We start from the raw sequence: 26,625 nt of genomic DNA, 5'->3' as shown, positions 1-26,625 counted from the left end.
GCTTGCCAGCACTCCATTTGGCGATAGCAACCGATGGTCGATGCAGGATTGGCATTCATGGTCACTTTCACGCTGGCGGCAACACCACGGAACCGCTTGAGCGGCCCTTCGGTACGCAAGCCTACGCTTCAAGTGACCGCTCCTGTCCAACACTACGCGTTCTACGAAAAAAGTCGGAGAGCTGCTGCCTGTTGATTCATCAGCAAAACTGAGCCAGTGATCACGTCGAAGATTGAGCCACTGGGTTGATGGATTCTTTGGCTACTCGATTGTGGATAAGTCTATCGGGTCTGCTGTTTTTCGATCTCCTTTCTGGCCCCTTGAGCGTTGCCTTGGCGGTGCCGCGCCAGCGGCACTGGAATGCTTGAATCGCCAGCTCTCATTGCCCGTCTCGACGATGTGACAGTGGTGCGTGAGGCGGTCGAGCAAGGCAGTGGTCATCTTGGCGTCGCCAAAGACGCTGCTCCATTCCGAGAAGGTCAGGTTGGTAGTGATCACCACGCTCGTTCGCTCGTAGAGTTTGGAGAGCAGGTGGAACAGCATCGCACCGCCCGACTGCGTGAACGGCAGGTAGCCCAGTTCATCCAGGATCACCAGATCGACGTACATCAGGCGGTGCGCCATTTGTCCCGCCTTGTTCTGCGCCTTCTCCAGCTCCAGGGAGTTGACCAGTTCCACCGTGGAGAAGAAGCGCACCCGCTTGCCATGCATGCGGATCGCCTCGATCCCCAGACTGGTGGCCAGGTGGGTCTTCCCCGTGCCGGGGCCACCGACCAGGACCACGTTGTGCGCCGACTCCACGAAGCGCAGGGTGTGCAGCTGGCGCACCAGCGCCTCATCGAGTTGCGCGTGGGCGAAGTCAAAGCCGGCGAGATCGCGGTGCGACGGGAACCGCGCCACGCGCATCTGGTAGGCCATGGAGCGCACCTCTCGCTGAGCAGTCTCGGCCTTGATGAGCTGGTGCAACACGGCCTCATGATCGAGCGACTTCATGCGGGCGGTACCCAGCACCTCCGGCCAGGCACTGGCCATGCCGTACAGGCCCAGCGCCTTGAATGCATCAATGACGTCATGCATGGTCGGACTCCGGTGACGCCTCATGAGGCTGGACGTTGCGCAGTGCGTCGTAGCGCTGCAGGTTGGCCAGTGGCGGCGTGTTGAGCGTGAGCATCGTGGCCACCAGTGACTCGGGCACGCGCTGCTCCTTCAGGCGCGAGAGCACGTTGAGCACGTGCTCGGCACTCACCCGCCCGGACTGCAGGGCCAGCTCCACCGCCACCAACACGGCCTCCAGCCCATGCAGACTCACCCCCATGAGCACCTGCGCCATCACCCTGTCGCCACCGCTGTGGCGCAGCAACTGGCGCTGCAGTTCCTGCAGGGGTTCGGGCATGGTCTTGAACGGCGCGCCATTGCGCAGCGCGCCGGGCTTGCGCTCGATGAGCGCGATGTAGTGCATCCAGTCGTAGAGCGTCTGATCACGCTCGAAGCTGCGCGCCAAGCGCACCTGCCGCCCATCGGGCCCGACCACCAGCAGGCCATCCGCGTAGGCCCGCAGACTGACCACCGCATGGATCCATTCACACGGCACGCTGTAGCGGTTGCGCTGGAAGTGGATCAGCGAGGTGGCAGAGACCCGCACCGGCTGCTCCACATAGCCATCAAACGCACGGGGGCTGGGCATGAGGCGCACACGCTCGTCCTGCCAGACATCGGCCACCGTGAGCTGTGTCCATTCGGGGTGACTCATCTCAGCCCAGACCTTCACACACGCCTGCTCCAGCCAGTCGTTGAGCTCGCCAAGCGATCCCCAGCGCCGCTCGCTGGCCTCGCGCCAGATGTCCTTGCGCCGGTCCTGGACGTTCTTCTCCACGACCCCCTTCTCCCAGCCAGCGGCCCGGTTGCAGAACTCTGGCTCGAACAGGTAGTGCCCGGTCATCGCTTCGAAGCGTGCATTGACGCTGCGCTGCTTGCCTTGGCCGACTTTGTCGACAGCAGTCTTCATGTTGTCGTAGATGCCCCGCCGTGGCACGCCGCCAAAGAGAGTAAACGCCCGTGCGCGTGCATCGAACAGCATCTCGTGCGCCTGGCTGTAGTACGCCACCAGGCAGAAGGCGCGACTGGATGCCAGCTTGGTGTGTGCCACCTCCAGGCGGCGACGCAACCCGCCAATGAAGAGGTACTCGCAGCTCCAGTCGAACTGGAACGCCTCGCCCAACTCGAAGCTCAGCGGCACGAACCCCGCGCCGCGCGCAGCGTTGCCTTGCTCTTGCTGCCAGCGCTGGGCAAATGCGTAGACCGGCCCTCGGCTGCCGCTGTAGCCCTGCGCCCGCAGCGCTTCAAACATCGCCTTGATCCCGCGTCGATCGCGTTTGCTGCGGTGGCTATCGGCCTTGAGCCACTGGCTCAACTGCTCCTTGTACGGATCCAGGATGCTGGGGCCTGACACCCGCTGCGGGTATCTGGGTTCGGCCATCTCCCCGTCCTTGAGCCACTTGGTGGCTGTGTTGCGCCAGATGCCCAGCCACCGGCTGGCCTCTCGCACCGACACGTCCTGCCTCAGCACGAGGCGGCGTAACTTGCTCAATATGCTCACGTTGATCACTCCTGCTCTCCCGTGCTGAAAAATTCAGCAGGATAGAGCGGCAACGTGGCTCAAATGTCAACGTGAATGCGTCCCGAAATGGCACAGTTTTGGAAATGAATCAACACATGGCTGAGTTCGAGCGAAGACTCAAGCCATAGCCCGTCATTTGCGCCCGGCCTTGCGAGCACGCTAGGCGTTCGCCTTTCAAGACTTGTTGGAATTGGTAGGGTTTGTAGGCTTTGAAGGGTTTACCGACCGTCGAAGCGCAAGCAAGTGTTTTGCTCTGACATCTGTGTAGAGAGTGCCTTGCGTCTGATCCGGCGTTCCCCCACAAACGTCTCTTGACAGCCCGTGTTTGGTGGGGTTTGTAGGCTTTGAAGTGTTTACTGACCGTCGAAGCGCGAGCCAGCGTTTTGCCCAACTCACCAGCCTGAACCCTGCTGGAACCCATACCAATTCAAATTTGAGATACCCGAAGAGAACTACCTACAAAGCCTACAAAATGGTCTTCATTGGTGGGTTTGTAGGTAGTTGATTCCAAGTATTTCTAGTTTGAAAAAATCCTCTTCCCGTTACGTCACAGGCTCCGGCGCCACCCAGCACACGGCCTCAAAAGTCCATCGATTCCCGGCAGTGAAAGCGGCCCTGCAGCGCCCCGCAAGTCCGCATCAGGCTTGGCGAAGCACCCATGCGGCACCCCCGACGAAATCAACACACGAAGCGAGCAGGCGCGGCGGGGTCTCGACAGCGCGCCAAGGGTTGCGCTCACCTTGAGGGGCCTGGGCCGCCCTGCCCCGCCCGCCCGTGCAGGGGCCTGGTCATGGCAGGTGGCCACCGGCGCTGTAGATGGATGGTGTGAAGGTTCGGCGCGTGCTGCGGCCGACAGTTCAGTCCTCGGCCGAACCGGCGCGCAGCTCGTCCAGGTAGTCGGCCCAGCGCTGCATCATCTTCGTGCGGTGGGCCATGTACTGCGTGCGGTTGTACGCGCGGCCGTTGGCATCCTTCACGGCATGGGCCAGCTGGGCCTCAATCACCAAGGGGTCCACGTCCAAGCGCTCCGCAAGCATGGTGCGGGCTGTGGCCCGGAAGCCGTGCCATGTATGCACATCCGGCGTGTAGCCCATAGAGATCAACGCGGTACGCACTGAGTTTTCAGAGATGGGGCGGTCGTGGTTGCGCTCGCCTGGGAACACCATGGCACCCCGGCCGGTCAACGGGTGCAACTCCTGCAAGACGGCCACGGCTTGCTTGGGCAAAGGCACCAGATGTGGCTCGCCATGCTCCTTGCCATCCTTGCCGCGCTTCATGCGAGCGGCGGGGATCGTCTACAGAGCGGCATCCGAATTGATTTCGGCCCAGGTGGCGGCGCGCAGTTCACCCGGTCGCTGGAACAAAAGGGGTGCAAGCTGCAATGCAGCGCGCACGACAGGCCCGCCCCGGTACGCCTGTATGGCGCGCAGCAGCTCCCCCAGCTTGGCCGGGTCGGTGATGGCAGCAAAATGCCGCCCCCGGTATGGCGACAGCGCTCCCTTGAGGTCGCCGGTGATGTCCCGCCCTACCCGTCCTGTGGCCACGCCATAGCGCCACACCTGTCTGGCCAGCATCAAACCCCGGTCTGCTGTCTCTATCGCACCACGTTCTTCGATCTTTCGAAGGGTGGCCAACAGCTCGACGGACTTGATATCGAACAGTCTGCGCTCGCCTATCCATGGAAACAGATCGCGTTCGAACTGGCGAAGAGCTCGCGCGGCATGGCCCTCGCTCCAAACCGGGCTCTGTTTGGCATGCCATTCCAGCGCCACCACCTGAAAAGAGTCTCCCTCGGGGTTCGTCGCCTTGAGCTTTTCCACCTTGCGGGCCTGCACCGGATCGACGCCGGTGGCCTTTTGGTGTTTGGCGGCATCCCTGGCCCGGCGGGCAGCCGTCAGCGAAACAGCCGGGTAGCTGCCCAGCGCGAGCTGCTTTTCTTTGTTGTTGACCCGGTATTTGAGAAACCAGCGCTTGGAGCCGTTCGGGCTGACTTGCAGATAGAGCCCACCTGAATCGCTGAAGCGCGCCTGTTTTCGGTGGGCAGGACATACGGCGTTGCGGCATTCAAGGTCAGTCAGCATGGGGGTACAAAACGATGGTGAGGGGTGCACCGTGGGGGTACAACTTTCCCTATGGCGAACCCCCTTCTACAGGGGGAAGTGGGGGTACAAAACTCCGATTTCACCAGATTTCTGGGTCTGTACCCCCACTTGTACCCCCACTTTTGCTTGGCTGGGCATGGACGGCTGTAGACGGCCATGGACTGCAAGTCGTTGATTCACCAAAGAAAAAGGGCGTCCACTGGATTAGTGTGGACGCCCTTGGATGGGGTTATGGTGGAGCTGGCGGGAATTGAACCCGCGTCCGCAAGCCTTTACCGGGCAGATCTACATGTTTAGCGGTCTGATTTGAGTCTCGCCACCGTTGTCGCGCAGTCGCACGCTACACCGGCCGCCAGTACCCTTAAATCTCGCCCCCATCCAAGGTACCCGGATAGGAGCCAGCCCATGTAATTATCCTTGCAGCCGGGAGGCGCTGATTACTCAGAACCCCCTTGCCCAGCCCATCGGCCAACTGTTGCAAGGCTCACTGGCAATTAAGCAGCGAGTGCGAAACGTTCGTCGTTTGCAGTTAGTTTGTTAAATCGAGATTTACGAGCGTGAATCAAGCTCGACATGCACCACACCGGCTCCGAACCCACGTCGAAACCAGGACAGCCCCAAGCACTCTATTTTAGGCGCATGCGAGCAATTGCAAGAGATCCGACGGAGATTTAATTGCAGCATGCGCCCCCCATTCCTTGGGATCCGTAGTGGCACCCAGATACCCATATGTAGCAGCCACCGTCCTCATGCCTGCGGCAAGGCCTGCAACGATATCGCGCTCATCATCTCCCACATAAACGCACTGCTCAGGGGGCAACTTCAGGCGTGCGGCCGCCTCCAACAGGGGGGCGGGATGTGGCTTCGCATGGGGGGTGGTGTCACCACTCACAACCGCTCCTGCAGTGCGAAACAATGGAAGCGCCCTGGTCAACGGCTCTGTAAACCTTGCAGCCTTGTTGGTCACAACCCCCCACGCCAGGTTGTGTTGTAAAAGTTGGCTCACCAGTTCTGGTACACCATCAAAAATCGTGGTGCTTTCGGTCATCCGCGACTCGTAGTTCACAAAAAACTCTTCACGCCAAGCCGCAAACTCGGGGTGGTCCGGGGTCATGCCAAACGCCTCCCCCAACATGCCCCGCGCGCCCGCGCCCGCCATTGGCCGATACCGGGCCAAGGGGAGAGATGGCAAACCCCGATCTGTACGCATTTTGTCGGCAGCAGCACCCAGATCCGGAGCACTGTCGATCAGCGTTCCATCCAGATCAAACAGGACCGCGCGAATGTCATGAAACATGGGAGCCACCTTAAACAACGCGCCGAGTGGCGAACAGGTAATTCACACTCGTGTCGGCGCTGAGCCAATACCGCTTCGTTAGCGGGTTGTATTCAAGACCCTTCGTATGCAAAACATCAAGGTGGGCGCTGCGGCAACTGGCTGCAAGTTCACTGGGGCGAATCATCTTTGCATACTCGTGCGTGCCGCGCGGTAGCATGTTCAATACATATTCCGCACCAACAATGGCCAGCATGAATGCCTTGGCATTGCGATGGATGGTGGAGAAAAATACCCATCCCCCTGGCTTTACCAGTTCCGAGCATGCACGCACCACGGATGCAGAGTCAGGAACATGCTCCAGCATTTCCATGCAGGTCACCACATCAAAGCTCCCTGGCTGCTCCTTGGCCAGTGCTTCCACACTGATCTCCTGATAGCGAATATTCGGAGTACCAGCTTCCAGCGCGTGCAACTGCGCTACACGCAATGCCTTCGACGCCAAATCAATACCCAGCACATTGGCCCCCTTGCGCGCCATGGAGTCGGCCAGAATGCCGCCACCACAACCTACATCAAGTACCCGTTTGCCAGATAAGTCGCCACACAACCCGTTGATCCAATCGAGTCGCAACGGATTAATCTGATGCAAGGGACGGAATTCGCTCTCCGGGTCCCACCAGCGGTGGGCCAATTCTGAAAATTTGGCCAGTTCGGCCGGATCTGCATTGACGGTGTCACTCATGCCGGTAATTGTCCATGAAGGCGATGCAATAAGTACTCCAAACGAAAAAAAGCCCCGGTGACGGGGCTTTTTTTGGAGCAATCTGAAGATTACTGAGCGGCGCGGGTACCAACCACTTCGATTTCCACGCGACGGTTCTTGGCGCGGCCTTCGGCAGTCTTGTTGTCAGCCACAGGTTGCTTTTCGCCCTTGCCTTCGGTGTAAACGCGGTTCTTTTCGATGCCCTTGGACACCAAGTAAGCCTTGACGGCTTCGGAGCGGCGAACCGACAGCTTCTGGTTGTAGGCATCGGAACCCACGGAGTCAGTGTGACCCACGGCGATGATGACTTCCAGATTGATGCCCTTGACCTTGGAAACCAGGTCGTCCAGCTTGGCCTTACCTTCTGGCTTGAGCACCGACTTGTCGAAGTCGAAGAAAGCGTCAGCAGCGTAAGTCACCTTGGTGGCGACAGCTGGAGCTGGAGCAGCTGCAGGAGCTGGAGCAGCTGCGGGGGCAGGCGCGGCAGCAGGAGCAGCGGCAGCAGGAGCAGCAGCAGCGATAGCACCGTCACAACCAGCAGCAGCCGTTGCAGGCGTCCAGTTGGCATCGCGCCAGCAGTATTCGTTGGTACCGTTCTTCCAGACCAGTTGGCCAGAAGCATCTCTCCAGTTGTCAACGGTTTGTGCGCCAGCGGCGGTTGCGAGCGCTGCAGAGGCAAACAACATCGCCACTTTGTTCAGTTTCTTCATGGTTCTCCTCTTGGGGAAAAAGCCGCAGCCGCGCTGCGAATCAGGACGCTTGGGGTGACCACCACCCAAAGCGTTCAAACGATTGTGCCATACGTAACAGGGCAAAAGCAGAGCGGGCAGCTTGTGGCCCGTAGGACAAAACCTGAATTGCTTCGATATGTTGCGTGGTCGCTACACGGTCTTACCCCTAAAATGAGTCTCCTTTGCCGTCCTCGCCGTCCCAATGACCCAGTTTGCCAAAGAAACCCTGCCGATCAGCCTCGAAGAAGAGATGCGGCGCAGTTACCTCGATTACGCGATGAGCGTGATCGTGGGCCGGGCATTGCCCGACGCGCGCGACGGCTTGAAGCCCGTGCACCGCCGCGTGCTTTTTGCGATGCACGAACTCAATAACGACTGGAACCGACCTTACAAAAAATCGGCCCGTATCGTGGGCGATGTGATCGGTAAATATCACCCGCATGGTGATTCTGCTGTCTACGACACCATCGTGCGGATGGCTCAGGATTTCTCGCTGCGCCACATGCTGGTGGACGGTCAGGGCAATTTCGGCTCCGTGGACGGAGATAACGCCGCCGCCATGCGGTACACCGAAATTCGCCTGGCAAAAATCGCGCATGAAATGCTGGGCGATATCGACAAGGAAACCGTCGATTTCGGCCCGAACTACGATGGCAGTGAGAAGGAGCCGCTGGTATTGCCCAGCAAGCTGCCCAACCTGTTGGTCAACGGTTCGGCGGGCATCGCCGTGGGTATGGCCACCAATATTCCGCCGCACAACCTCAATGAGGTGGTGGACGCCTGCCTGCACATGCTGCGCAACCCTGATGTCACCATCGACGAACTGATGGAGATCATCCCTGCGCCCGACTTCCCCACCGCCGGCATCATCTACGGCATCAATGGCGTGAAGGACGGATATCGCACGGGGCGCGGGCGTGTGATCATGCGCGCCAAGTGCCACTTCGAAGACATCGACCGGGGCCAGCGCCAAGCGATCATCGTGGACGAGCTGCCCTACCAGGTCAACAAGAAGACGCTGCAGGAGCGCATGGCCGAGTTGGTGCACGAGAAGAAAATCGAAGGCATCAGTCACATCCAGGACGAGTCCGACAAGTCGGGCATGCGCCTGGTCATCGAACTCAAACGCGGCGAAGTGCCCGAGGTGGTGCTCAACAACCTGTACAAGCAGACGCAGCTGCAGGACACCTTCGGCATGAACATGGTGGCGCTGATCGACGGCCAGCCCCGTTTGTGCAATCTGCGCGATTTGATCAGCGTCTTTTTGCAGCACCGCCGCGAGGTGGTCACCCGCCGCACCGTGTTCGAGCTGCGCAAGGCGCGCGACCGCGGCCATGTGCTCGAAGGCCTTGCCGTGGCGCTGGCCAACATCGACGACTTCATCGCCATCATCCGCAACGCCCCCACCCCACCGGTGGCCAAGGCCGAGCTGATGGCCCGCCCCTGGGACAGCAAGCTGGTTCGCGAGATGCTCACGCGCACGCGTGCCGACGGCGGCGTGATCAATGCCGACGACTACCGCCCCGATGGCCTGGAAAAGGAATTCGGCATGGGACAGGATGGCCTGTACCGCCTGTCGGAAACGCAGGCCCAGGAAATCCTGCAGATGCGCTTGCAGCGCCTCACAGGTCTGGAGCAGGACAAAATCGTGGCCGAGTACAAGGAAGTCATGGCGGTCATCGAAGACCTGCTGGACATCCTGGCCAAGCCCGAGCGCGTCTCCACCATCATTGGCGACGAACTCACATCCATCAAGACAGAGTTTGGTCAACACAAGCTGGGCGCACGCCGCAGCATCGTCGAGTACAGCGCGCAAGATCTGTCCACCGAGGATCTGATCACCCCCACCGACATGGTGGTGACGCTCAGCCACACCGGCTACATCAAGAGCCAGCCTCTGTCTGAATACCGTGCCCAGAAGCGCGGTGGACGCGGCAAGCAGGCCACGGCGACCAAGGAAGACGACTGGATCGACCAGCTCTTCATCGCCAACACGCACGACTACATCCTGTGCTTCTCCAACCGCGGTCGCCTCTACTGGCTCAAGGTCTGGGAAGTGCCTGCAGGTTCACGCGGTTCGCGTGGCCGTCCTATCGTGAACATGTTTCCGCTGCAGGAAGGCGAGAAGATCAACGTGGTGCTGGCGCTGACTGGCGACATGCGCACCTTCCCGGCCGACCGCTATGTGTTCATGGGCACCAGCATGGGCACCGTGAAGAAGACGGCGCTCGACGAATTCAGCAACCCGCGCAAGGGCGGCATCATTGCCGTCAACCTCGATGACGGCGACTACCTGATCGGCGCCGCCCTCACCGATGGCCAGCACGATGTGATGCTGTTCAGCGACGGCGGCAAGGCCGTGCGCTTCGACGAAAACGATGTGCGCCCCTTGGGCCGCCAGGCCCGCGGTGTGCGCGGCATGATGCTGGAAGACGGGCAGAGCGTGATCGCCATGCTGGTGGCCGAAGACGAGACCCAAAGCGTGCTCACGGCCACCGAGAACGGCTACGGCAAGCGCACCAGCATCACCGAATACACGCGCCACGGCCGTGGCACCAAGGGCATGATCGCCATCCAGCAAAGCGAACGCAACGGCAAGGTCGTGGCCGCCACCCTGGTGCATGCCGACGACGAGATCATGCTGATCACCGACAAGGGCGTGCTGGTGCGCACCCGCGTTTCTGAAATCCGTGAACTGGGCCGGGCTACCCAAGGTGTGACGCTGATTGCTCTAGATGAAGGCTCCAAGCTCAGCGGCCTGCAACGCATCGTGGAGAACGATGCCAATGTCGCGGACACAGAGGCTGACAGCGAAGGCAGTACGGACGGCGATCCATCGACAGCATCCGGTACGGAGACGCCTGACGCCTGACCCGACGCATTCGGTGAACTGCCTCGACAATCGCACCTTAAATGCTATCAAAAGTGAAGCTGCTAGCGCTTGCTAAACAAGCACTAGCAGCGTTTTTATCCATACTCCATGACACGCCCCTACAACTTTTCCGCCGGCCCGGCCGCCATTCCCACCGACGTGCTGCAACAAGCTGCAGCCGAGATGCTGGACTGGCATGGCAGTGGCATGGGCGTGATGGAGATGAGTCACCGTGGCAAGGAATTTCTGTCCATCTACCAGCAGGCGGAAGCGGATCTGCGTGAACTGCTCGCAGTCCCGCCGCAGTTCAAGATCCTCTTCATGCAAGGCGGTGGCCTGGCTGAAAACGCCATCGTTCCGCTCAATTTGTCGCGTGCCGGTGGGGTCGATTTCGTGGTGACCGGCAGCTGGAGCCAGAAGTCGCAAAAGGAAGCGCGCAAATATGCCTCCGAAGTCAACATCGTCGCTACGGCCGAAGACACTGGCTTCACCACCGTCCCCGCGCCAGCCTCCTGGACGATCAGCCGGGGGGCCAGCTATCTGCACATTTGCAGCAACGAAACCATCAACGGAACCGAGTTTCACCAATTGCCCGACCTGAAGGCATTGGGCTGCGATGCACCCCTGGTCATCGACTTCTCCTCCCACGTGGCATCACGCCCCGTAGATTGGTCGCGCGTAGGCCTGGCTTTTGGTGGTGCACAAAAAAACCTGGGGCCTGCAGGCCTCACACTGGTGATCGTGCGCGAAGACCTGCTTGGCCACGCCCTGCCTGCCTGCCCCAGCGCCTTCGACTACAAAATCTTGGCCGACAACCAGTCGATGTACAACACGCCCCCCACCTGGGGCATCTACATCGCGGGCCTGACCTTTCAGTGGCTCAAGCGCCAGACTGAAGGCAGCCTGACCGGCGTGGCCGCCATGGAGCAACGCAACATCGCCAAGGCCGCGCTGCTTTACAACGCCATCGACCATTCGCAGCTGTACATCAACAAGGTAGCAGCCAACTGCCGCTCGCGCATGAACATCCCGTTCTTCCTGCGCGACGAAAGCCGCAACGATGCGTTCCTGGCTGGCGCCAAGGAGCGTGGCCTGCTGCAACTCAAGGGCCACAAGTCCGTGGGCGGCATGCGCGCCAGCATCTACAACGCCATGCCGCTCGCGGGTGTGCAGGCGCTGGTGGACTACATGCGAGAATTTGAACAAAAGCACGCCTGAAGATCGCCCGGTACAAGACCGCTTCCTTCAAGAGCCCGCACAGACCCCCACCGTCCATGAACAATCCGCAAGCCTCCCCCGACCTCTCCAGCCTGCGCGTGCAGATCGACAGCATCGACCAGCAACTGCTCACGCTGCTGAACCAGCGGGCTCTGGTGGCCGAGCAAGTGGGTGAAGTCAAGAAACGTGAAGGCACGCCGTTCTTCCGCCCCGACCGCGTGGCTCAGGTCATTGAGAAAATCCAGACCGCCAATCCAGGCCCCCTCAAGGGCCCCCATGTGGCCGCCATCTGGCGCGAGATCATGTCGGCCTGCCTGGCGCTCGAATCGCCCCAGCGCGTGGCCGTGCTCGGCCCTGAAGGCACCTTCTGTGAGCAGGCTGCCATCGAGTTCTTCGGCGGTGCCGCCGACCTGATGTATTGCGCCAACTTCGACGAGGTATTCCACGCCACGGCCGCAGGCAGCGCCCAGTACGGCGTGGTGGGCGTGGAGAACTCCACCGAGGGCGTGGTCACACGCTCGCTCGACCTGTTTCTGCACACCCCCACCCATGTGGTGGGCGAAGTCAGCCTGTTGGTGCGCCACAACCTGCTGCGCACCAGCAACTCGCTCGATGGCATCGAAGTGGTCATGGCCCACCCCCAGGCCCTGGCGCAGTGCCAGGCCTGGCTCACCAAACACCTGCCACACGCCGAGCGCCGCCCGGTGTCGAGCAACGCCGAAGGCGCCCGCCTTGCCACCACCCATCCCGGTTGGGCGGCGCTCTCCAGCGAGCGCGCAGCTACGCAGTTTGGCCTGCACATCGTGGCCCATGCGATCCAGGATGACGCTTACAACCGCACGCGGTTCGCCATCATTTGCCTGCCGCACACGCTGCAAACGCCCCCACCCTCTGGCAAGGATTGCACGAGCCTGGTGGTGTCGGTACCCAACCAACCCGGCGCCGTGCACGACCTGCTTGTGCCGCTCAAGACGCACGGCGTGTCCATGACACGCTTCGAGTCGCGCCCCGCACGCACCGGCCAGTGGGAGTACTACTTCTACATCGACCTCGACGGCCATCCCGCGCAGCCCCACGTGGCGCGGGCGCTGGAAGAATTGCGCAGCCTGTGCGCTTTCTACAAGGTCCTGGGCACTTACCCCGTTTCGTCCTGAGGAGTAGCCGCCATGTTCGAACAATTGGGACTGATCGGCTGCGGGCTCATGGGAGGCTCGTTCGCCTTGGCCATGAAGAAAGCGGGCCTCGTCAAACGCGTGGTGGGCTACAGCAAGTCACCATCTACCACTGACCGCGCGCGCCAACTGGGAGTCATCGACGTCGAGGCGCCTTCCGCCCTGCTGGCGGTGGCCGGTGCCGATGTCGTGCTGGTGGCCGTGCCTGTGGCTGCCACCGAAGCCACCTTGAAGGCCATCAAGCACTTGGTCACGCCCCAGATGCTGATCATGGACGTGGGCTCGACCAAGGCTGACGTGGTCCACGCCGCACAGCGCTCGCTGCGCGACCAGGTGGGCTCGTTCGTGCCAGCGCATCCGATCACGGGGCGCGAAGTATCGGGCGTCGAGCACGCCGAGGCGGATCTCTACAGCGGACGCCAGGTCATCCTGACCCCGACAGAACGCACCCTCACCGTCCAGCTGCAGAATGCAGAAAAGATCTGGAGCGCGCTGGGCTGCCGCGTGACCAGCATGTCACCCGAGTCACATGACGCAGCCTTTGCCGCCGTCAGCCACCTGCCCCACGTGCTGGCTTTTGCGATGATGAACAGCATCACCGGGCAGTCGCAAGGTGACGAGTTCCTGTCCCTTGCAGGCCCCGGATTCCGGGATTTCACCCGCATTGCAGCCAGCGACCCCAAGGTGTGGCGCGATATCCTGCTGTCCAACCGGGAAGAACTCATTGCCCAGTCCCAACTCTTCCAGCAAGCGCTGCGCAACATCGAGCAGGCCATGTCAAAGGGCAATGCCCAGGCCCTGGAAGACATGTTGACCCTGGCCAGCGAAACCCGTGCCCACTGGCGCATGGGCGCGAAGAGAAAGTAACCCCCCGAGTCGCCTGCGGCGCCTTCTCCAAAGGGTGACCCCGCCCGTGGCTTGGCGAAGCCAGTTCCATGGTGGCACTGGCCTGGCACGCGCCAGTTGCGTCGAGCGCTTGCGCTAACGGACAAGAGATAACCATGTACAGCACCGCATTCCTTGACCTTCCCCCCCTGCAAGCCGCTGCGGGCGAAGTCCACCTGCCCGGCTCCAAGAGCATCTCCAACCGCGTGCTTTTGCTGGCGGCCCTGAGCAGCGGCACCACGACCGTGCACGACCTGCTGGCCTCCGACGACACCCGCGTGATGCTGGATGCGCTGCGCCAGATCGGCTGCACCGTGGATGAAACGGCGGGCAGCACCGTGCACATCACAGGCCTGGGCGGCCGTGCGCCCCAGTCGCCCGCCCAACTCTTCATGGGCAATGCCGGCACGGCCATGCGCCCCCTCACGGCCGCGCTGGCACTGCTGGGCGGCGAGTTCGAGCTGGCGGGCGTGCCGCGCATGCACGAACGCCCCATTGGCGATCTGGTCGATGCCCTGCGCCAACTGGGTTGTCAGATCGACTATCTGGGCAACGAGGGCTACCCTCCCCTGCGCATCGCGCATGCACAGGGTGTCCCGGCCCTGGCACTGGCCGAGCCCATCCGCGTGCGCGGCGACGTCTCCAGCCAATTCCTCACTGCCCTGCTCATGGCGCTGCCACTGGCGGCGGGCACGCAGGCCATAGTGATTGAAGTGGTCGGTGAATTGATCTCCAAACCTTACATTGCCATCACGCTGCAGTTGCTGTCGCGCTTTGGCATCGTGGTCGAACACCAGAACTGGCAGCAATTCACCATTGCCGCGGGCAGCCGCTACCAATCGCCTGGCAGCATCCATGTGGAGGCAGACGCCTCATCCGCTAGCTATTTCATAGCGCTTGGTGCAATCACAACCAGCGGTAGCGATCAAAAAGGCATCAAAATCCAAGGTGTGGGCCTGGATTCGATTCAGGGTGACATCCGTTTTGTGGAAGCGGCCCGCGCCATGGGCGCCGTGATCACCGGCGGTCCCAACTGGCTACACATCGAGCGCGGCGCCTGGCCCCTCCAGGCCATTGACCTCGATTGCAACCACATTCCAGATGCGGCCATGACCCTGGCCGTGATGGCTTTGTATGCAAAGGGCACCACCACGCTGACCAACATTGCCAGCTGGCGCGTGAAGGAAACCGACCGCATCGCCGCCATGGCCACCGAACTGCGCAAACTCGGCGCCACGGTGGAGGAAGGCGCGGACTTCATCCGCGTCATCCCCCCCGCCCAGGCCGCAGACTGGAACGCCGCCAGCATTCACACCTACGACGACCACCGAGTGGCCATGTGTTTCTCGCTCGCCGCGTTCAATCCGGCCCGCCTGCCGGTGCGCATCGAAGACCCCAAATGTGTCGCCAAGACCTTCCCGGACTATTTTGAAGCCCTGTTTTCCGTCGCGCAGGTGCAAACTGCGCGCATCCCGGTGATCTGCATCGACGGACCCACAGCTTCAGGCAAGGGGACGGTGGCGGCTGCAGTGGCGCAGCGTCTGGGCTACCGTTTTCTCGACTCGGGCGCAATGTACCGCATCACCGCCCTGGCCGCGCTGCGCGCGGGCCTGGCCATTGATACAGACCACGAGGCGCGCATCGCAACCATGGCCCAAACCTTGCCCGTGCGCTTTGAAGACGGTCGGGTGCTGCTTGGCAGCGACGATGTGACCGACGCCATCCGCACCGAAGAAGCCGGCATGAACGCCTCCCGCGTGTCCGCCCTGCCCGCCGTGCGCACGGCCCTGGTGGACCTGCAGCACAGCTTTCAGCGCCTTCCGGGCCTGGTGGCCGACGGACGCGACATGGGCACCGTGATCTTCCCTGAGGCCCCTTTGAAGGTGTATCTCACGGCCAGCGCCGCCTGCCGCGCCGAGCGCCGTTATAAACAGTTGATTTCAAAGGGTTTTTCAGCTAGTATCGAAGACCTTCGCGCAGATCTGGAAGCGCGCGACGCCCGGGACAGCACCCGCAGCGTTGCACCTCTCAAGCCCGCGCAGGACGCTCTGGTCCTGGACAACTCCACCTTGACGATTGATGAAGCCGTCGAGCAGGTGTTGGCCTGGTGGCAAGAGCGCCAACCTTTCGCAGTGCCTGCGCAAGGTTGAAAAGTGCGGGGCCATTTCTCATCATCTGGCCCCCAGCAAGCCGAAAGGCCTTGCAACAGGCCCATACCGCCCCTCTCGCGCGCCAGCGCCCAGGTGGTCTGGATCTTTTAACCTAACCCGCGGTTTCACCGCAAAAAACCACCGCAAGCAGCTATAAAAACAGTAGCAATAGTGCTACTGGAATCCTGTTTGTGGCAAGGAAACACATGTCCGAATCTTTTGCCGCCCTTTTTGAAGAATCCTTGACGCGTACGGAAATGCGCCCAGGCGAAGTCATCACTGCTGAAGTCGTGCGCGTCGAGCACAACTTCGTCGTGGTCAACGCTGGCCTCAAGTCCGAAGCCTACGTGCCGCTGGAAGAGTTCAAGAACGACAAGGGCGAACTCGAAGTCCAAGTGGGTGACTTCGTGTCGGTGGCCATTGGCTCCATCGAAAACGGCTACGGCGACACCATCCTGTCGCGCGACACGGCCAAGCGTCTGGCTTCGTGGATGAGCCTGGAAAAGGCCCTCGAATCCGGCGAATTCGTCACTGGCACGACCAGCGGCAAGGTCAAGGGCGGTCTGACCGTTCTGGTCAACGGCATCCGCGCTTTCCTGCCCGGTTCGCTGATCGATACCCGTCCGATCAAGGATCTGACGCCGTACGAAAACAAGACCATGGAATTCAAGGTCATCAAGCTGGACCGCAAGCGCAACAACGTGGTGCTGAGCCGCCGCGCTGTGGTGGAAGCTTCCATGGGCGAAGAGCGCGCCAAGCTGATGGAAACCCTGAAGGAAGGCTCCATCGTTCAAGGCGTGGTCAAGAACATCACCGAATACGGTGCGTTCGTGGACCTGGGCGGCATCGACGGCCTGCTGCACATCACCGACATGGCATGGCGCCGTGTCCGTCACCCTTCTGAAGTCGTGACGGCTGGCCAGGAAATCACCGCCAAGATCCTCAAGTTCGACACCGAAAAGAACCGTGTCTCGCTGGGTCTGAAGCAAATGGGCGACGACCCATGGATGGGCGTGAACCGCCGCTATCCACAATCGACCCGCCTGTTCGGCAAGATCACGAACATTGCCGACTACGGCGCGTTCGTCGAACTCGAACCCGGCATCGAAGGCCTGGTGCACGTGTCTGAAATGGACTGGACCAACAAGAACATCGCTCCCGCCAAGCTGGTTTCGCTGGGTGACGAAGTCGAAGTCATGGTTCTGGAAATCGACGAAGACAAGCGCCGCATCAGCCTGGGCATGAAGCAGTGCAAGGCCAACCCATGGCAAGAATTCGCCCAGGACACGAAGCGCGGTGACCGCGTCAAGGGTCCGATCAAGTCGATCACCGACTTCGGCGTGTTCGTGGGCTTGGCTGCCGGCATCGACGGCCTGGTGCACTTGTCCGACCTGTCTTGGAACGAAACCGGCGAAGCCGCTGTTCGCAACTACAAGAAGGGCCAAGAAGTCGAAGCCATCGTGTTGGCTGTGGACGTGGACCGCGAACGCATCTCCCTGGGCATCAAGCAGCTCGACGGCGACCCATTCACGACCTTCGTGACCGTGAACGACAAGGGCCAAACGGTGACCGGCAAGGTCAAGACCGTGGATGCCCGTGGCGCTGAAATCGACCTCGGCGAAGACATCATCGGCTACCTGCGCGCTTCGGAAATCTCCCGCGACCGTGTGGAAGATGCCCGCAACGTGCTCAAGGAAGGCGACGAAGTCACTGCTGTGGTGGTCAATGTGGATCGCAAGACCCGCAACATCCAGTTGTCGATCAAGCAGAAGGACATGGCTGACGAACAAGGCGCCATGGCCAACCTGAGCCAGCAATCGAGCCGCGAAAGCGCCGGCACGACCAGCCTGGGCGCTCTGCTGCGCGCCAAGCTGGACAACTCGGAAAAGTAAAGCACTGACCCGTTAAACGGTCAGACAGCGGGCGCCTTGTGCGCCCGCTCTTCATTTAGAAGCCTATGCCTCAAGACTCCATGACCCGCTCAGACCTCGTTGAAGACCTGGCCGCTCGGTTTGGCCAGCTCACCCACCGCGATGCCGAATACGCCGTCAAGACCATTCTTGACGCCGTGGGTGAAGCCCTGGTGCGCGGGCACCGCATCGAGATCCGGGGTTTTGGCAGCTTCTCGGTCAACCACCGCCCTCCCCGCATGGGCCGCAATCCACGCAGTGGCGAGGCTGTGGCGATTCCTGAAAAACGCGTACCCCACTTCAAGCCTGGCAAGGCTCTGCGCGAAGCCGTAGACAAGCGCACCGCCGAAATGGAAGAAAAGACCCTGGTAACTTCGGCCCCACCAAATCAAAATTGATAGCTGCACGCGCTTGATGAATAAGCGCTTGAAGCCCTTTTGATCAATTCCAGCGCTACACCAGCCTGCGACAGGGCGTGTGCGCAAGCTCTTAGAATCGCCCCACCACTGGGGAGACCGATGAAATACCTCCTGTGGCTGCTCAAGGCAGCCATTTTTTTTACGCTCTTCGCTTTCGCGCTGAATAACCAGCAAGACGCGACCGTGCATTTTTTCTTTGGCACACAGTGGCGCGCCCCGCTGGTGCTGGTGGTGCTGACAGCCTTCTCAGCCGGGCTCGCCGTGGGTGTGCTGGGTATGGTGCCTCGCTGGTGGCGGCACCGCACTGCAGCCCGCCGCGCCCAGGCGGCTGCGGCCGTCGCCAAACCCGCTCCGGTGCAGACAACGGCAGCTACCAGCAACGGCACGCCCTCCGCGCCCCCACCACCTCCTGACCTGCCCTCGATCCATGGAATTTGACCTCAGCTGGATTCTGCTGGGCCTGCCACTGGCCTTCGTGCTGGGCTGGCTGGCATCACGCTTTGACCTGCGCCAGTTGCGCGCAGAAAACCGCCGGGCCCCCAAAGCGTATTTCAAAGGACTGAACTTCCTGCTCAACGAACAGCAGGACCAGGCCATCGACGCCTTCATCGAGGCCGTGCAGAACGACCCCGACACCTCGGAGCTGCACTTCGCCCTGGGCAACCTGTTCCGCCGCCGGGGCGAATATGACCGGGCCGTGCGTGTGCATGAACACCTGCTGTCGCGCGGCGACCTCAGCCGCACAGACCGCGAGCGCGCCCAACACGCGCTGGCGCTGGATTTTCTCAAGGCCGGCCTGCTCGACCGTGCGGAAGATGCCCTGCACCGCCTGGAGGGCACCCCCTTCGAACCCCAGGCCCGCCTGGCCTTGCTGGCGATCTACGAACGCTCGCGCGACTGGCCCCATGCAGCCACCATTGCCCGCAAGATGCACGACGCCGACCAGGGTGACTTCAGCACGCGGCAGGCGCACTACCTGTGCGAGCAGGCTCTGGCGCAGACCGCACAGGGCGATCTGCCCGCCGCCCAGGCGCTGCTGGAGCAGGCCGTGGACGCCGCCCCTGAGGCGGCGCGCGCCCGCATCGAGCTGGCGCGGCTTCAACGCCTGATGGGCCAGCCCGCTGCCGTACTGGCCACGCTCAAGACTCTGGGTGAACGCAACCCTGCGGCGCTGCCCCTGGCTGCACCGCTGATGGTGGAGGCCGCCACGGCCTCCGGGCGCACCAGTGAAGTCCACGCCCTGCTGCAGACACACTATGCGCAGGCTCCCTCGCTGGATGTACTGGAAAGCATGGTCGCCATGGAGACGGCCGACGAAGCCACCCGTGGATCAGCGCGGCAACGCTATGTGGAGCACCTGGACAAGGAACGCTCTCTGGTCGCCGCCGCGAAATGGCTGGCCACCGAAAAGCTGGAACACGAGGAGTTCCACCCCCAGATCCAGCGCGCACTCGACCATGCGGTCAAACCCCTCACACGCTACCGCTGCGCAGCCTGCGGCTTCGAGGCACGCCAGCATTTCTGGCAATGCCCCGGCTGCCAGACCTGGGACAGCTACCCCGCACGCCGCGTCGAAGAACTCTGACCCACCCACTCCAGGCTCCACCGCACCGCCAAGGACCTCCCCCATGTTGAAAAAACTGCTGACCCTCTTGCTCGCCATGCTGCTGGCCACCGCCGCGATCGCCGCCGTAGACGTGAACACTGCCACAGAGGCCGAACTCGACGGCATCAAGGGCATCGGACCCAGCCTGTCGGGCCGCATCCTGGAAGAGCGCAAGGGCGCACCGTTCAAGGATTGGAGCGACTTCATCGGCCGCGTGGGCGGTGTGGGCAACAAAAGCGCCGTGAACTTCTCCAAAGAAGGCTTGACCGTCAACGGAAAGAAGTACAGTGCGGCTGCCGCCGCCAAGGCCGAGGCCAAGAACAACAAGAAGCGCACCAACCCCCAGGCGGCGGATCACAAGACCCGTGGCAGCACGGGCAAGGAAACGGCCACACCGGTGATCGCCCCAACCACTGCAACGGCTGCGTCTGCACCGGCAGCCCCTGCGCCCGCACCGGCCACCAGCGCTAGCAAAAACTAAGCACACTCGGCAAGCTGCAAGCCCGCTCCAGCGGGCTTGTTTTTTGAAGCCATCACCGACGCAACAGCAGGGGCTGGGCAGGGTTTTTAGGGGCTGCCCCTAAAATCGTTTGCGCATGCCCCTGATCACCCTCATCCTCCTCCCCTTCATCGGCAGCCTGCTGGCGGCAGTGTTGCCCGCCAATGCCCGCAACACCGAGTCCACGCTGGCAGGGCTCATCGCGCTGTTCTGCACGGTGCAGGCAGCGCTCTACTTCCCGGACATTGCCGATGGCGGGGTGATTCGGCAGGAGCTGACCTGGCTCCCTGCGCTGGGCCTGAACCTCGTCATTCGCATGGATGGCTTCGCCTGGATGTTCTGCATGCTGGTGCTGGGCGTGGGCAGCCTGGTGGTGCTGTATGCGCGCTACTACATGTCGGCGGCCGACCCGGTGCCGCGCTTCTTCTCGTTTTTCCTGGCGTTCATGGGCGCCATGGCGGGCGTGGTGCTGTCGGGCAACATCATCCAGATTGCTTTCTTCTGGGAGTTGACCAGCCTGTTCTCGTTCTTGCTGATCGGCTACTGGCACCACCGCAAGGATGCGCGGCGCGGCGCGCGCATGGCGCTGACCGTCACGGGCACGGGGGGCCTGGCCATGCTGGCAGGCATGCTGGTGCTGGGCCACATCGTGGGCAGCTATGACCTCGATCACGTGCTGGCCGCAGGGGCGCTCATCAAGGCGCATCCGCTGTACCTGACGGCGCTGGTGCTGATCCTGCTGGGGGCACTGACCAAAAGCGCCCAATTCCCCTTCCACTTCTGGCTGCCCCACGCCATGGCGGCGCCGACACCGGTATCGGCCTACCTGCACTCGGCCACCATGGTCAAGGCGGGCGTGTTTTTGATGGCGCGCCTGTGGCCCGCGCTGGCGGGCACCGAGCAATGGTTCTGGCTGGTGGGCGGTGCCGGTCTGTGCACGCTGCTGGTGGGGGGCTACGCGGCCATGTTCCAGAACGACCTCAAAGGGCTGTTGGCCTACTCCACCATCTCGCACCTGGGCCTCATCACGCTCCTGCTGGGCCTGAACAGCCCGCTGGCTGCCGTGGCCGCCGTGTTCCACATCATGAACCATGCCACTTTCAAGGCATCGCTCTTCATGGCCGTGGGCATCGTGGACCATGAAAGTGGCACGCGCGACATACGGCGCCTGTCCGGGCTGCGCAAGATGATGCCCATCACCGCCACGCTGGCCATGGTGGCCAGTGCGGCCATGGCGGGCGTGCCACTGCTCAACGGGTTTCTGTCCAAGGAAATGTTTTTTGCCGAGACGGTGTATGTGAACACCACGCCGATGCTGGAATGGCTGCTGCCTGTGGCTGCCACTGTGGCAGGCATGTTCAGCGTGGCGTATTCGCTGCGCTTCACCGTGGATGTGTTCTGGGGTCCGCCTGCCACCGACCTGCCGCGCCCACCCCACGAGCCGCCGCATTGGATGCGTGTGCCGGTCGAGCTGCTGGTGCTCGCGTGCCTGGTAGTGGGCACGCTGCCAGCCTGGTCGGTGGGGGCCTTTCTGGCCGCCGCTGCTCGGCCGGTGGTGGGGGGTGAATTGCCCACTTACAGCCTGGCGGTCTGGCACGGATTCAACACGCCGTTTGTCATGAGCCTGGTGGCTTTGGGGGGCGGTATTGTGTTGTATGCCGTGCTGCGCAGACAACGCGCCAAAGGCACGCTGGACGCACCGCCGGTCATGCACCACATCCATGGCCAGCGCCTGTTCGAAGGAATGTTGACGGTTGTCACCCTCGCGGGTCGTAATGGCCGCCGCCTGCTGGGTACGGGCCGGCTGCAGTGGCAGATGCTGTGGCTGCTAAGCGCAGCACTGATAGCAGGCACCCTGCCCCTGTGGGCACGCGGGTTGCCTATTGGCGATCGAGTGCAACTGCCGCTATCGCCCTCCTTTGCACTCCTGTGGTTGCTGGGCGCCCTGTGTGCCGTGGCTGCGGCATGGCAGGCCAAATACCACCGGCTGGCAGCCTTGACCCTGCTGGGTGGGGCGGGCCTGTGCGTGTGCCTGACCTTCCTGTGGTTCTCGGCGCCCGACCTGGCCCTCACGCAGATTGTGGTGGAGGTGGTGACCACCATCCTCATCCTGCTGGGCCTGCGCTGGCTGCCCCGGCGCGACGAAAGCCTGCGCGTACCCACGCTCGCTGAAGAACGGCTCACACAATTGCGCCGCTACCGCGATCTGGCGCTGACGCTGACCGCCGGTGCCGGCATGGCCCTGCTGTCGTTCGCAATGATGAGCCGCCCCTTTCCCGACAGCACCTCCACCTTTTTCCTGGAGCGTGCTTTGACCGAAGGCGGCGGCACCAACGTGGTCAACGTGATGCTGGTGGACTTCCGGGGCTTTGACACCTTTGGCGAGATCGTGGTGCTGGGCATCGTGGCACTCACTGTGTATGCGCTGTTGCGGCGCTTTCGGCCTGCGCGCGAGGTGATGGATTTGCCGCCACAGCAACGCGCCCTGCCGGCGGACGTGGACACCGACCTGTCCAACCCGCGCCAGACCGCCGACACCGCTGTGGGCTACCTCATGGTGCCTGCCGTGCTGGTGCGGCTGATGCTGCCCTTTGCCACGCTGGTGGCGGTGTACATGTTCATGCGCGGCCACAACGAGCCCGGCGGTGGCTTTGTGGCGGGGTTGGTGTTTTCGGTGGCGCTGCTGCTGCAATACATTGTGTCGGGCACTTCGTGGGTCGAGGCCCACCTGCCGCTCTACCCGCGCCGCTGGATCGGCGTGGGGCTTCTGACGGCGCTGGCCACCGGCTTGGGCGCGCTGGCCTGGGGCTATCCGTTCCTGACCAGCCATACGGCGCACTTTTCGCTGCCCTTGGTGGGTGAAATTCATCTGGCCAGCGCGCTGTTTTTTGACATCGGCGTGTTCACCCTGGTGGTGGGTTCCACCATGCTCATCCTCACCGGCATCGCCCACCAGTCGGTGCGCAGCCACCGCTACAACCATGCGCGCGCCTCCGATGAAGCGCAGGCCACCACTGGCGCCGCCACCACACCAGGAGAAAGCCCATGGAACTGATTCTGGCCCTGGCCATCGGCGTGCTCACCGGCTCTGGCGTGTGGCTGCTGCTGCGCCCGCGCACCTTCCAGGTCATCATGGGCCTGTCGCTGCTGTCGTATGCGGTCAACCTTTTCATCTTCAGCATGGGCCGCCTGGGCCTGGCGATTGACAAGGAGCCCGTGCTGCAGCCCGGCGTGCCACAAGACCTGGCCCACTATGCCGACCCCATGCCCCAGGCGCTCACACTCACAGCCATCGTGATCGGCTTTGCCATGACCGCCCTCTTCCTCGTGGTGCTGCTGGCTTCGCGTGGCATGTCAGGCACCGACCATGTGGACGGCACCCGCGCCAAAGATTCGCAGGAAATGCCGTAATGGAGACCAGTTTCACCGCGTCCGTCACGGCACTGCTGATGCCACACCTCATCTTCGCGCCCATCGCAGTGCCGATGGTCGCCGCAGGGTTGATGCTGCTGTTGCGCGAAGAACGCCAGCGCACCAAGGTCACGCTCAACATCGTGGCGACGTTTCTGGGCCTGGTGGTGGCGGTGCTGCTGCTGGTACAGGCCAAGGAGCCCGGTGTGCAAACCAGTCTGGGGGTGTACCTGCCCGGAAACTGGCCCGCGCCCTATGGCATCGTGCTGGCCATCGACCGGCTGTCGGCCATGATGCTGGTGCTGACCAGCACCGTCGCGCTGGCCACGGTACTTTTCTCCGCAGCACGCTGGCACCGGGCGGGGGTGCACTTTCACCCGCTGTTCCAGTTCCAGCTCATGGGGCTGGCTGGAGCCTTTCTCACAGCCGACCTGTTCAACCTGTTCGTGTTCTTCGAGATCATGCTGGCCGCGTCTTACGGCCTGCTGCTGCACGGTTCTGGCCGCCCGCGCGTTTCGGCGGGCCTGCACTACATCGCCATCAACCTCGCTGCCTCGTCGCTGTTTCTCATCGGTGTGTCGATGCTGTATGGCATCACCGGCACGCTGAACATGGCCGACCTTGCGCAGAGCATGGCCGGTGTAGCCGCCGCAGACCGCGGCCTTCTGCATGCCGCCGCCGCCATCCTGGCCGTGGCGTTTCTCATCAAGGCCGCCGTATGGCCGCTGAACTTCTGGCTGGTGCCTGCCTACAGCGCGGCCACGGCGCCCGTGGGTGCGCTGTTTGCGCTGATGACCAAGGTGGGCGTGTACAGCGTGCTGCGGCTGTGGACGCTGCTGTTTGGCCCGGAGGCCGGTGATTCGGCCCAGTTTGGCAGCCAGTGGCTCATTGGCGGTGGCATGCTCACGATGGCTTTTGGGGCCATTGGCATGTTGGGCTCACAGCGCCTGGGGCATCTGGCAGGTTTTGCAGCCATCCTGTCGTCGGGCACGCTGCTGGCCGCCGTGGGCTTTGGGCAGAACCTGCTCACGGGCGGTTTGCTGTATTACCTGCTCAGTTCCACTTTGGCCGTGAGCGCGCTGTTTTTACTCACGGACCTGATCGACCGGTGGCGCAACCACGGCGCCAACCTTGCCCCCTACGAGCAGACCGACGATGCCCCGTTCCTGTCGGCCGATCTGGTGCCCACCACAGGCATGAACCTTGACGACAAGGAACAGGCACTGATCGGCCAGGTCATCCCCGCTGCGGCGGCCTTCCTGGGGCTGGCATTCATCGCCTGTACCTTGGTCATTGCAGGCCTGCCCCCACTGCCCGGTTTCGTGGGCAAGTTCGCCATGATCCATGCGCTGCTCAACCCGCTGGGGCTGGGCGCGTCCCAAGGCTTTCGACTGGGCGCTGCGGGCTGGATGTTGGTGGTGCTGCTGGTCGGTTCCGGTCTGCTGGCGCTGCTGGCGCTGACACGGGCGGGCATACGCCACTTCTGGTCGACCCCAGGCAGGCCATCGCCCCAGTTGCTGGTGCTGGAAGGTCTGCCCATCGCCCTGTTGCTGCTGGCCTGCGCTGCGCTGGTATGGCAGGCCGGTGCCGTGATGCGCTACACGCAGGCAACGGCCGATGCCCTGCACGCACCCGCGATCTACGTGCGTGCCGTGATGACGGCTGCCCCGGTGGCCCCTGCTGCCGCGCCCACTGCACCCTCAGTGCCCGCCATACCTGGGGGAACACCTTGATGACCAAGCCCCGCAACCCTGCTGCCCCGGGTGACCAGGCCCCGCTGCCGCGCCCCCACTGGCTGCGGCGGGTGGTGCCAGCTCCGCTGCTCTCGCTCGCACTGCTGGGCCTGTGGCTGCTGCTCAACCGAAGCCTGAGCGCGGGCCACTTCGTACTGGGCTCCGTGCTGGCGGTGGCCATCCCGCTGCTCACCGCAGGGCTGCGCCCGCTGCCGGTGCGCATCCGCAAACCGGGCACCGTGTTGCGCCTGGCGCTCGCGGTAGTGGCCGACACGGTGCAGTCCAACCTGGCCATAGCGCGGCTGCTGCTGACACCCGGCCACCGGCGGCACCCGGCGGGTTTTGTGCACATTCCGCTCGATGTGCGCGACCCCAATGCGCTGGCCGTGCTGGCGATGATCGTGTGCATCACGCCTGGCACAGCCTGGGCCGAAATATCGCTGGACCGCAGCATGCTGCTGCTGCACGTGCTGGAGCTGGACGACGCCGACGCCATCGCTGCGGCAGTGAAACAGCGCTACGAGCGCCCCCTCATGGAGATATTCGAATGACCCCTGTGCTTGATTGGGCCTTGCCGGTGGCGCTGTTCATGCTCGCACTGGCCATGGGCTGCGCCCTGATCCGTCTGCTCAAAGGGCCCTCGGCGCAGGACCGTGTGCTGGCGCTCGACTGCATGTACCTGAGCGGCATGCTGGTGATGCTGGTGCTGGGCCTGCTGTACGGCAGCAAAAACTATTTCGAGGCCGCACTGCTGCTGGCACTGTTCAGCTTTGTCGGCTCCATGGCCATGGCCAAGTTTCTGCTGCGCGGCGAGGTGATCGAATGACCGAAGCCGCCACCACCGCTGTTCTTCCGCTGTGGCTCGAAATCATCGTGGCCTTGCTAGTGCTGGCGGGTGCTGCGCTTGCTCTGCTCGGCTCCATCGGCTTGCTGCGCTTGCCCACTTTTTTTGAACGCGTGCACGCCCCATCCATCATTGCCACACTGGGCTGCTGGCTGATCATGCATGGCACGGTGCTGTACTTCTCGGTGGCCGATGGTGGCCTGGCGCTGCATGCGCTGCTGATCGCGGTGTTCGTGGCGATCACAGTGCCGGTGATGTCGATCTTCCTGATGCGCGCGGCGCTGTTCCGTGCGCGGCAGGCGGGGCAGGATGTACCGCCCAGCCTGAGTCAACCGCGCGTGAGCACAGAAACCAAAGACTCCTGATTTCATAGCTGCAGGCGCTTATGGAATATGCGCCTGCAGAGGTTTTCTC

General features: G+C 62.5%; 21 protein-coding genes, 1 other RNA gene and 1 pseudogene. 16 read left to right on the top strand and 7 right to left on the bottom strand.

What is annotated here, in order from left to right:
- Positions 1-261: 261 nt before the first annotated feature.
- The 7 genes and pseudogenes from istB to ompA form a co-directional block, all read right to left on the bottom strand.
- Positions 262-1,077: an IS21-like element helper ATPase IstB gene (gene istB, locus CLU85_RS10685; RefSeq protein WP_100410240.1), complete on the bottom strand. Its 816-nt coding sequence runs from the start codon at positions 1,075-1,077 to the stop codon at positions 262-264.
- Entirely contained in the window at positions 1,070-2,596 is a 1,527-nt protein-coding gene (gene istA, locus CLU85_RS10680) for an IS21 family transposase (RefSeq protein ID WP_100412482.1), read from the bottom strand. The genes istB and istA overlap by 8 nt, the downstream gene beginning before the upstream one ends.
- An 878-nt stretch (positions 2,597-3,474) precedes the next feature.
- Positions 3,475-4,698, bottom strand: a pseudogene (locus tag CLU85_RS10675) (tyrosine-type recombinase/integrase).
- A gap of 253 nt (positions 4,699-4,951) precedes the next feature.
- Positions 4,952-5,338, bottom strand: a transfer-messenger RNA (tmRNA) gene (gene ssrA, locus CLU85_RS10670).
- A 12-nt stretch (positions 5,339-5,350) separates the two neighbouring features.
- Positions 5,351-6,016: an HAD family hydrolase gene (locus tag CLU85_RS10665; protein WP_100410239.1), complete on the bottom strand. Its 666-nt coding sequence runs from the start codon at positions 6,014-6,016 to the stop codon at positions 5,351-5,353.
- Between the two features lie 10 nt (positions 6,017-6,026).
- Complete coding sequence (gene ubiG, locus CLU85_RS10660) at positions 6,027-6,740, bottom strand: bifunctional 2-polyprenyl-6-hydroxyphenol methylase/3-demethylubiquinol 3-O-methyltransferase UbiG (RefSeq protein ID WP_100410238.1); 714 nt, start codon at positions 6,738-6,740, stop codon at positions 6,027-6,029.
- Between the two features lie 89 nt (positions 6,741-6,829).
- A complete protein-coding gene (gene ompA, locus CLU85_RS10655; RefSeq protein ID WP_100410237.1) occupies positions 6,830-7,471 on the bottom strand; it encodes an outer membrane protein OmpA in 642 nt (213 codons plus the stop codon).
- A 223-nt stretch (positions 7,472-7,694) separates the two neighbouring features.
- On the opposite strand from ompA, the gene gyrA reads away from it, so the two are divergent.
- The 16 genes from gyrA to mnhG all read left to right on the top strand — a co-directional run bounded on the left by gyrA (position 7,695) and on the right by mnhG (position 26,576).
- Complete coding sequence (gene gyrA / locus CLU85_RS10650; protein WP_100410236.1) at positions 7,695-10,364, top strand: DNA gyrase subunit A; 2,670 nt, start codon at positions 7,695-7,697, stop codon at positions 10,362-10,364.
- Between the two features lie 108 nt (positions 10,365-10,472).
- Positions 10,473-11,582, top strand: a complete 1,110-nt coding sequence (gene serC, locus CLU85_RS10645; protein ID WP_100410235.1) for a 3-phosphoserine/phosphohydroxythreonine transaminase — start codon at positions 10,473-10,475, stop codon at positions 11,580-11,582.
- 56 nt (positions 11,583-11,638) lie between these two features.
- Positions 11,639-12,736 carry a prephenate dehydratase gene (gene pheA, locus CLU85_RS10640; protein ID WP_100410234.1) on the top strand — a complete coding sequence of 366 codons (1,098 nt, stop codon included), beginning with the start codon at positions 11,639-11,641 and terminating at the stop codon, positions 12,734-12,736.
- A gap of 12 nt (positions 12,737-12,748) precedes the next feature.
- Positions 12,749-13,621 carry a prephenate dehydrogenase/arogenate dehydrogenase family protein gene (locus CLU85_RS10635; RefSeq protein ID WP_100410233.1) on the top strand — a complete coding sequence of 291 codons (873 nt, stop codon included), beginning with the start codon at positions 12,749-12,751 and terminating at the stop codon, positions 13,619-13,621.
- A gap of 134 nt (positions 13,622-13,755) precedes the next feature.
- A complete protein-coding gene (locus CLU85_RS10630; RefSeq protein ID WP_100410232.1) occupies positions 13,756-15,789 on the top strand; it encodes a bifunctional 3-phosphoshikimate 1-carboxyvinyltransferase/cytidylate kinase in 2,034 nt (677 codons plus the stop codon).
- Positions 15,790-15,980: 191 nt separating this feature from the next.
- On the top strand, positions 15,981-17,681 hold the full coding sequence (gene rpsA, locus CLU85_RS10625; RefSeq protein WP_255409652.1) for a 30S ribosomal protein S1: 1,701 nt from the start codon (positions 15,981-15,983) through the stop codon (positions 17,679-17,681).
- A gap of 65 nt (positions 17,682-17,746) precedes the next feature.
- Positions 17,747-18,097, top strand: coding sequence for an integration host factor subunit beta (locus tag CLU85_RS10620; protein ID WP_100410230.1), 351 nt, complete (start codon positions 17,747-17,749; stop codon positions 18,095-18,097).
- Positions 18,098-18,217: 120 nt separating this feature from the next.
- Complete coding sequence (locus CLU85_RS10615; protein ID WP_100410229.1) at positions 18,218-18,556, top strand: lipopolysaccharide assembly LapA domain-containing protein; 339 nt, start codon at positions 18,218-18,220, stop codon at positions 18,554-18,556.
- Positions 18,546-19,703 (top strand): lipopolysaccharide assembly protein LapB, encoded by a 1,158-nt coding sequence (lapB, locus tag CLU85_RS10610; RefSeq protein WP_100410228.1) that lies wholly within the window; start codon positions 18,546-18,548, stop codon positions 19,701-19,703. The genes CLU85_RS10615 and lapB overlap by 11 nt, the downstream gene beginning before the upstream one ends.
- A gap of 43 nt (positions 19,704-19,746) precedes the next feature.
- Positions 19,747-20,205: a helix-hairpin-helix domain-containing protein gene (locus tag CLU85_RS10605; RefSeq protein ID WP_100410227.1), complete on the top strand. Its 459-nt coding sequence runs from the start codon at positions 19,747-19,749 to the stop codon at positions 20,203-20,205.
- 115 nt (positions 20,206-20,320) lie between these two features.
- A complete protein-coding gene (locus CLU85_RS10600; RefSeq protein WP_100410226.1) occupies positions 20,321-23,278 on the top strand; it encodes a monovalent cation/H+ antiporter subunit A in 2,958 nt (985 codons plus the stop codon).
- Positions 23,269-23,634 carry a Na+/H+ antiporter subunit C gene (locus CLU85_RS10595; protein WP_100410225.1) on the top strand — a complete coding sequence of 122 codons (366 nt, stop codon included), beginning with the start codon at positions 23,269-23,271 and terminating at the stop codon, positions 23,632-23,634. Before CLU85_RS10600 ends, CLU85_RS10595 begins: the two co-directional genes overlap by 10 nt.
- On the top strand, positions 23,634-25,367 hold the full coding sequence (locus CLU85_RS10590) for a monovalent cation/H+ antiporter subunit D (protein WP_100410224.1): 1,734 nt from the start codon (positions 23,634-23,636) through the stop codon (positions 25,365-25,367). The genes CLU85_RS10595 and CLU85_RS10590 overlap by 1 nt, the downstream gene beginning before the upstream one ends.
- Positions 25,367-25,918, top strand: a complete 552-nt coding sequence (locus tag CLU85_RS10585) for a Na+/H+ antiporter subunit E (RefSeq protein ID WP_100410223.1) — start codon at positions 25,367-25,369, stop codon at positions 25,916-25,918. Before CLU85_RS10590 ends, CLU85_RS10585 begins: the two co-directional genes overlap by 1 nt.
- Entirely contained in the window at positions 25,915-26,193 is a 279-nt protein-coding gene (locus CLU85_RS10580; RefSeq protein ID WP_100410222.1) for a K+/H+ antiporter subunit F, read from the top strand. Before CLU85_RS10585 ends, CLU85_RS10580 begins: the two co-directional genes overlap by 4 nt.
- Positions 26,190-26,576 carry a monovalent cation/H(+) antiporter subunit G gene (mnhG, locus tag CLU85_RS10575; RefSeq protein WP_100410221.1) on the top strand — a complete coding sequence of 129 codons (387 nt, stop codon included), beginning with the start codon at positions 26,190-26,192 and terminating at the stop codon, positions 26,574-26,576. Before CLU85_RS10580 ends, mnhG begins: the two co-directional genes overlap by 4 nt.
- Positions 26,577-26,625 lie beyond the last annotated feature (49 nt).

The sequence above is a fragment of the Acidovorax sp. 69 genome, from assembly GCF_002797445.1.
Lineage (GTDB): Bacteria > Pseudomonadota > Gammaproteobacteria > Burkholderiales > Burkholderiaceae_C > Acidovorax.
This window is presented reverse-complemented; position numbering and strand designations above follow the sequence as displayed.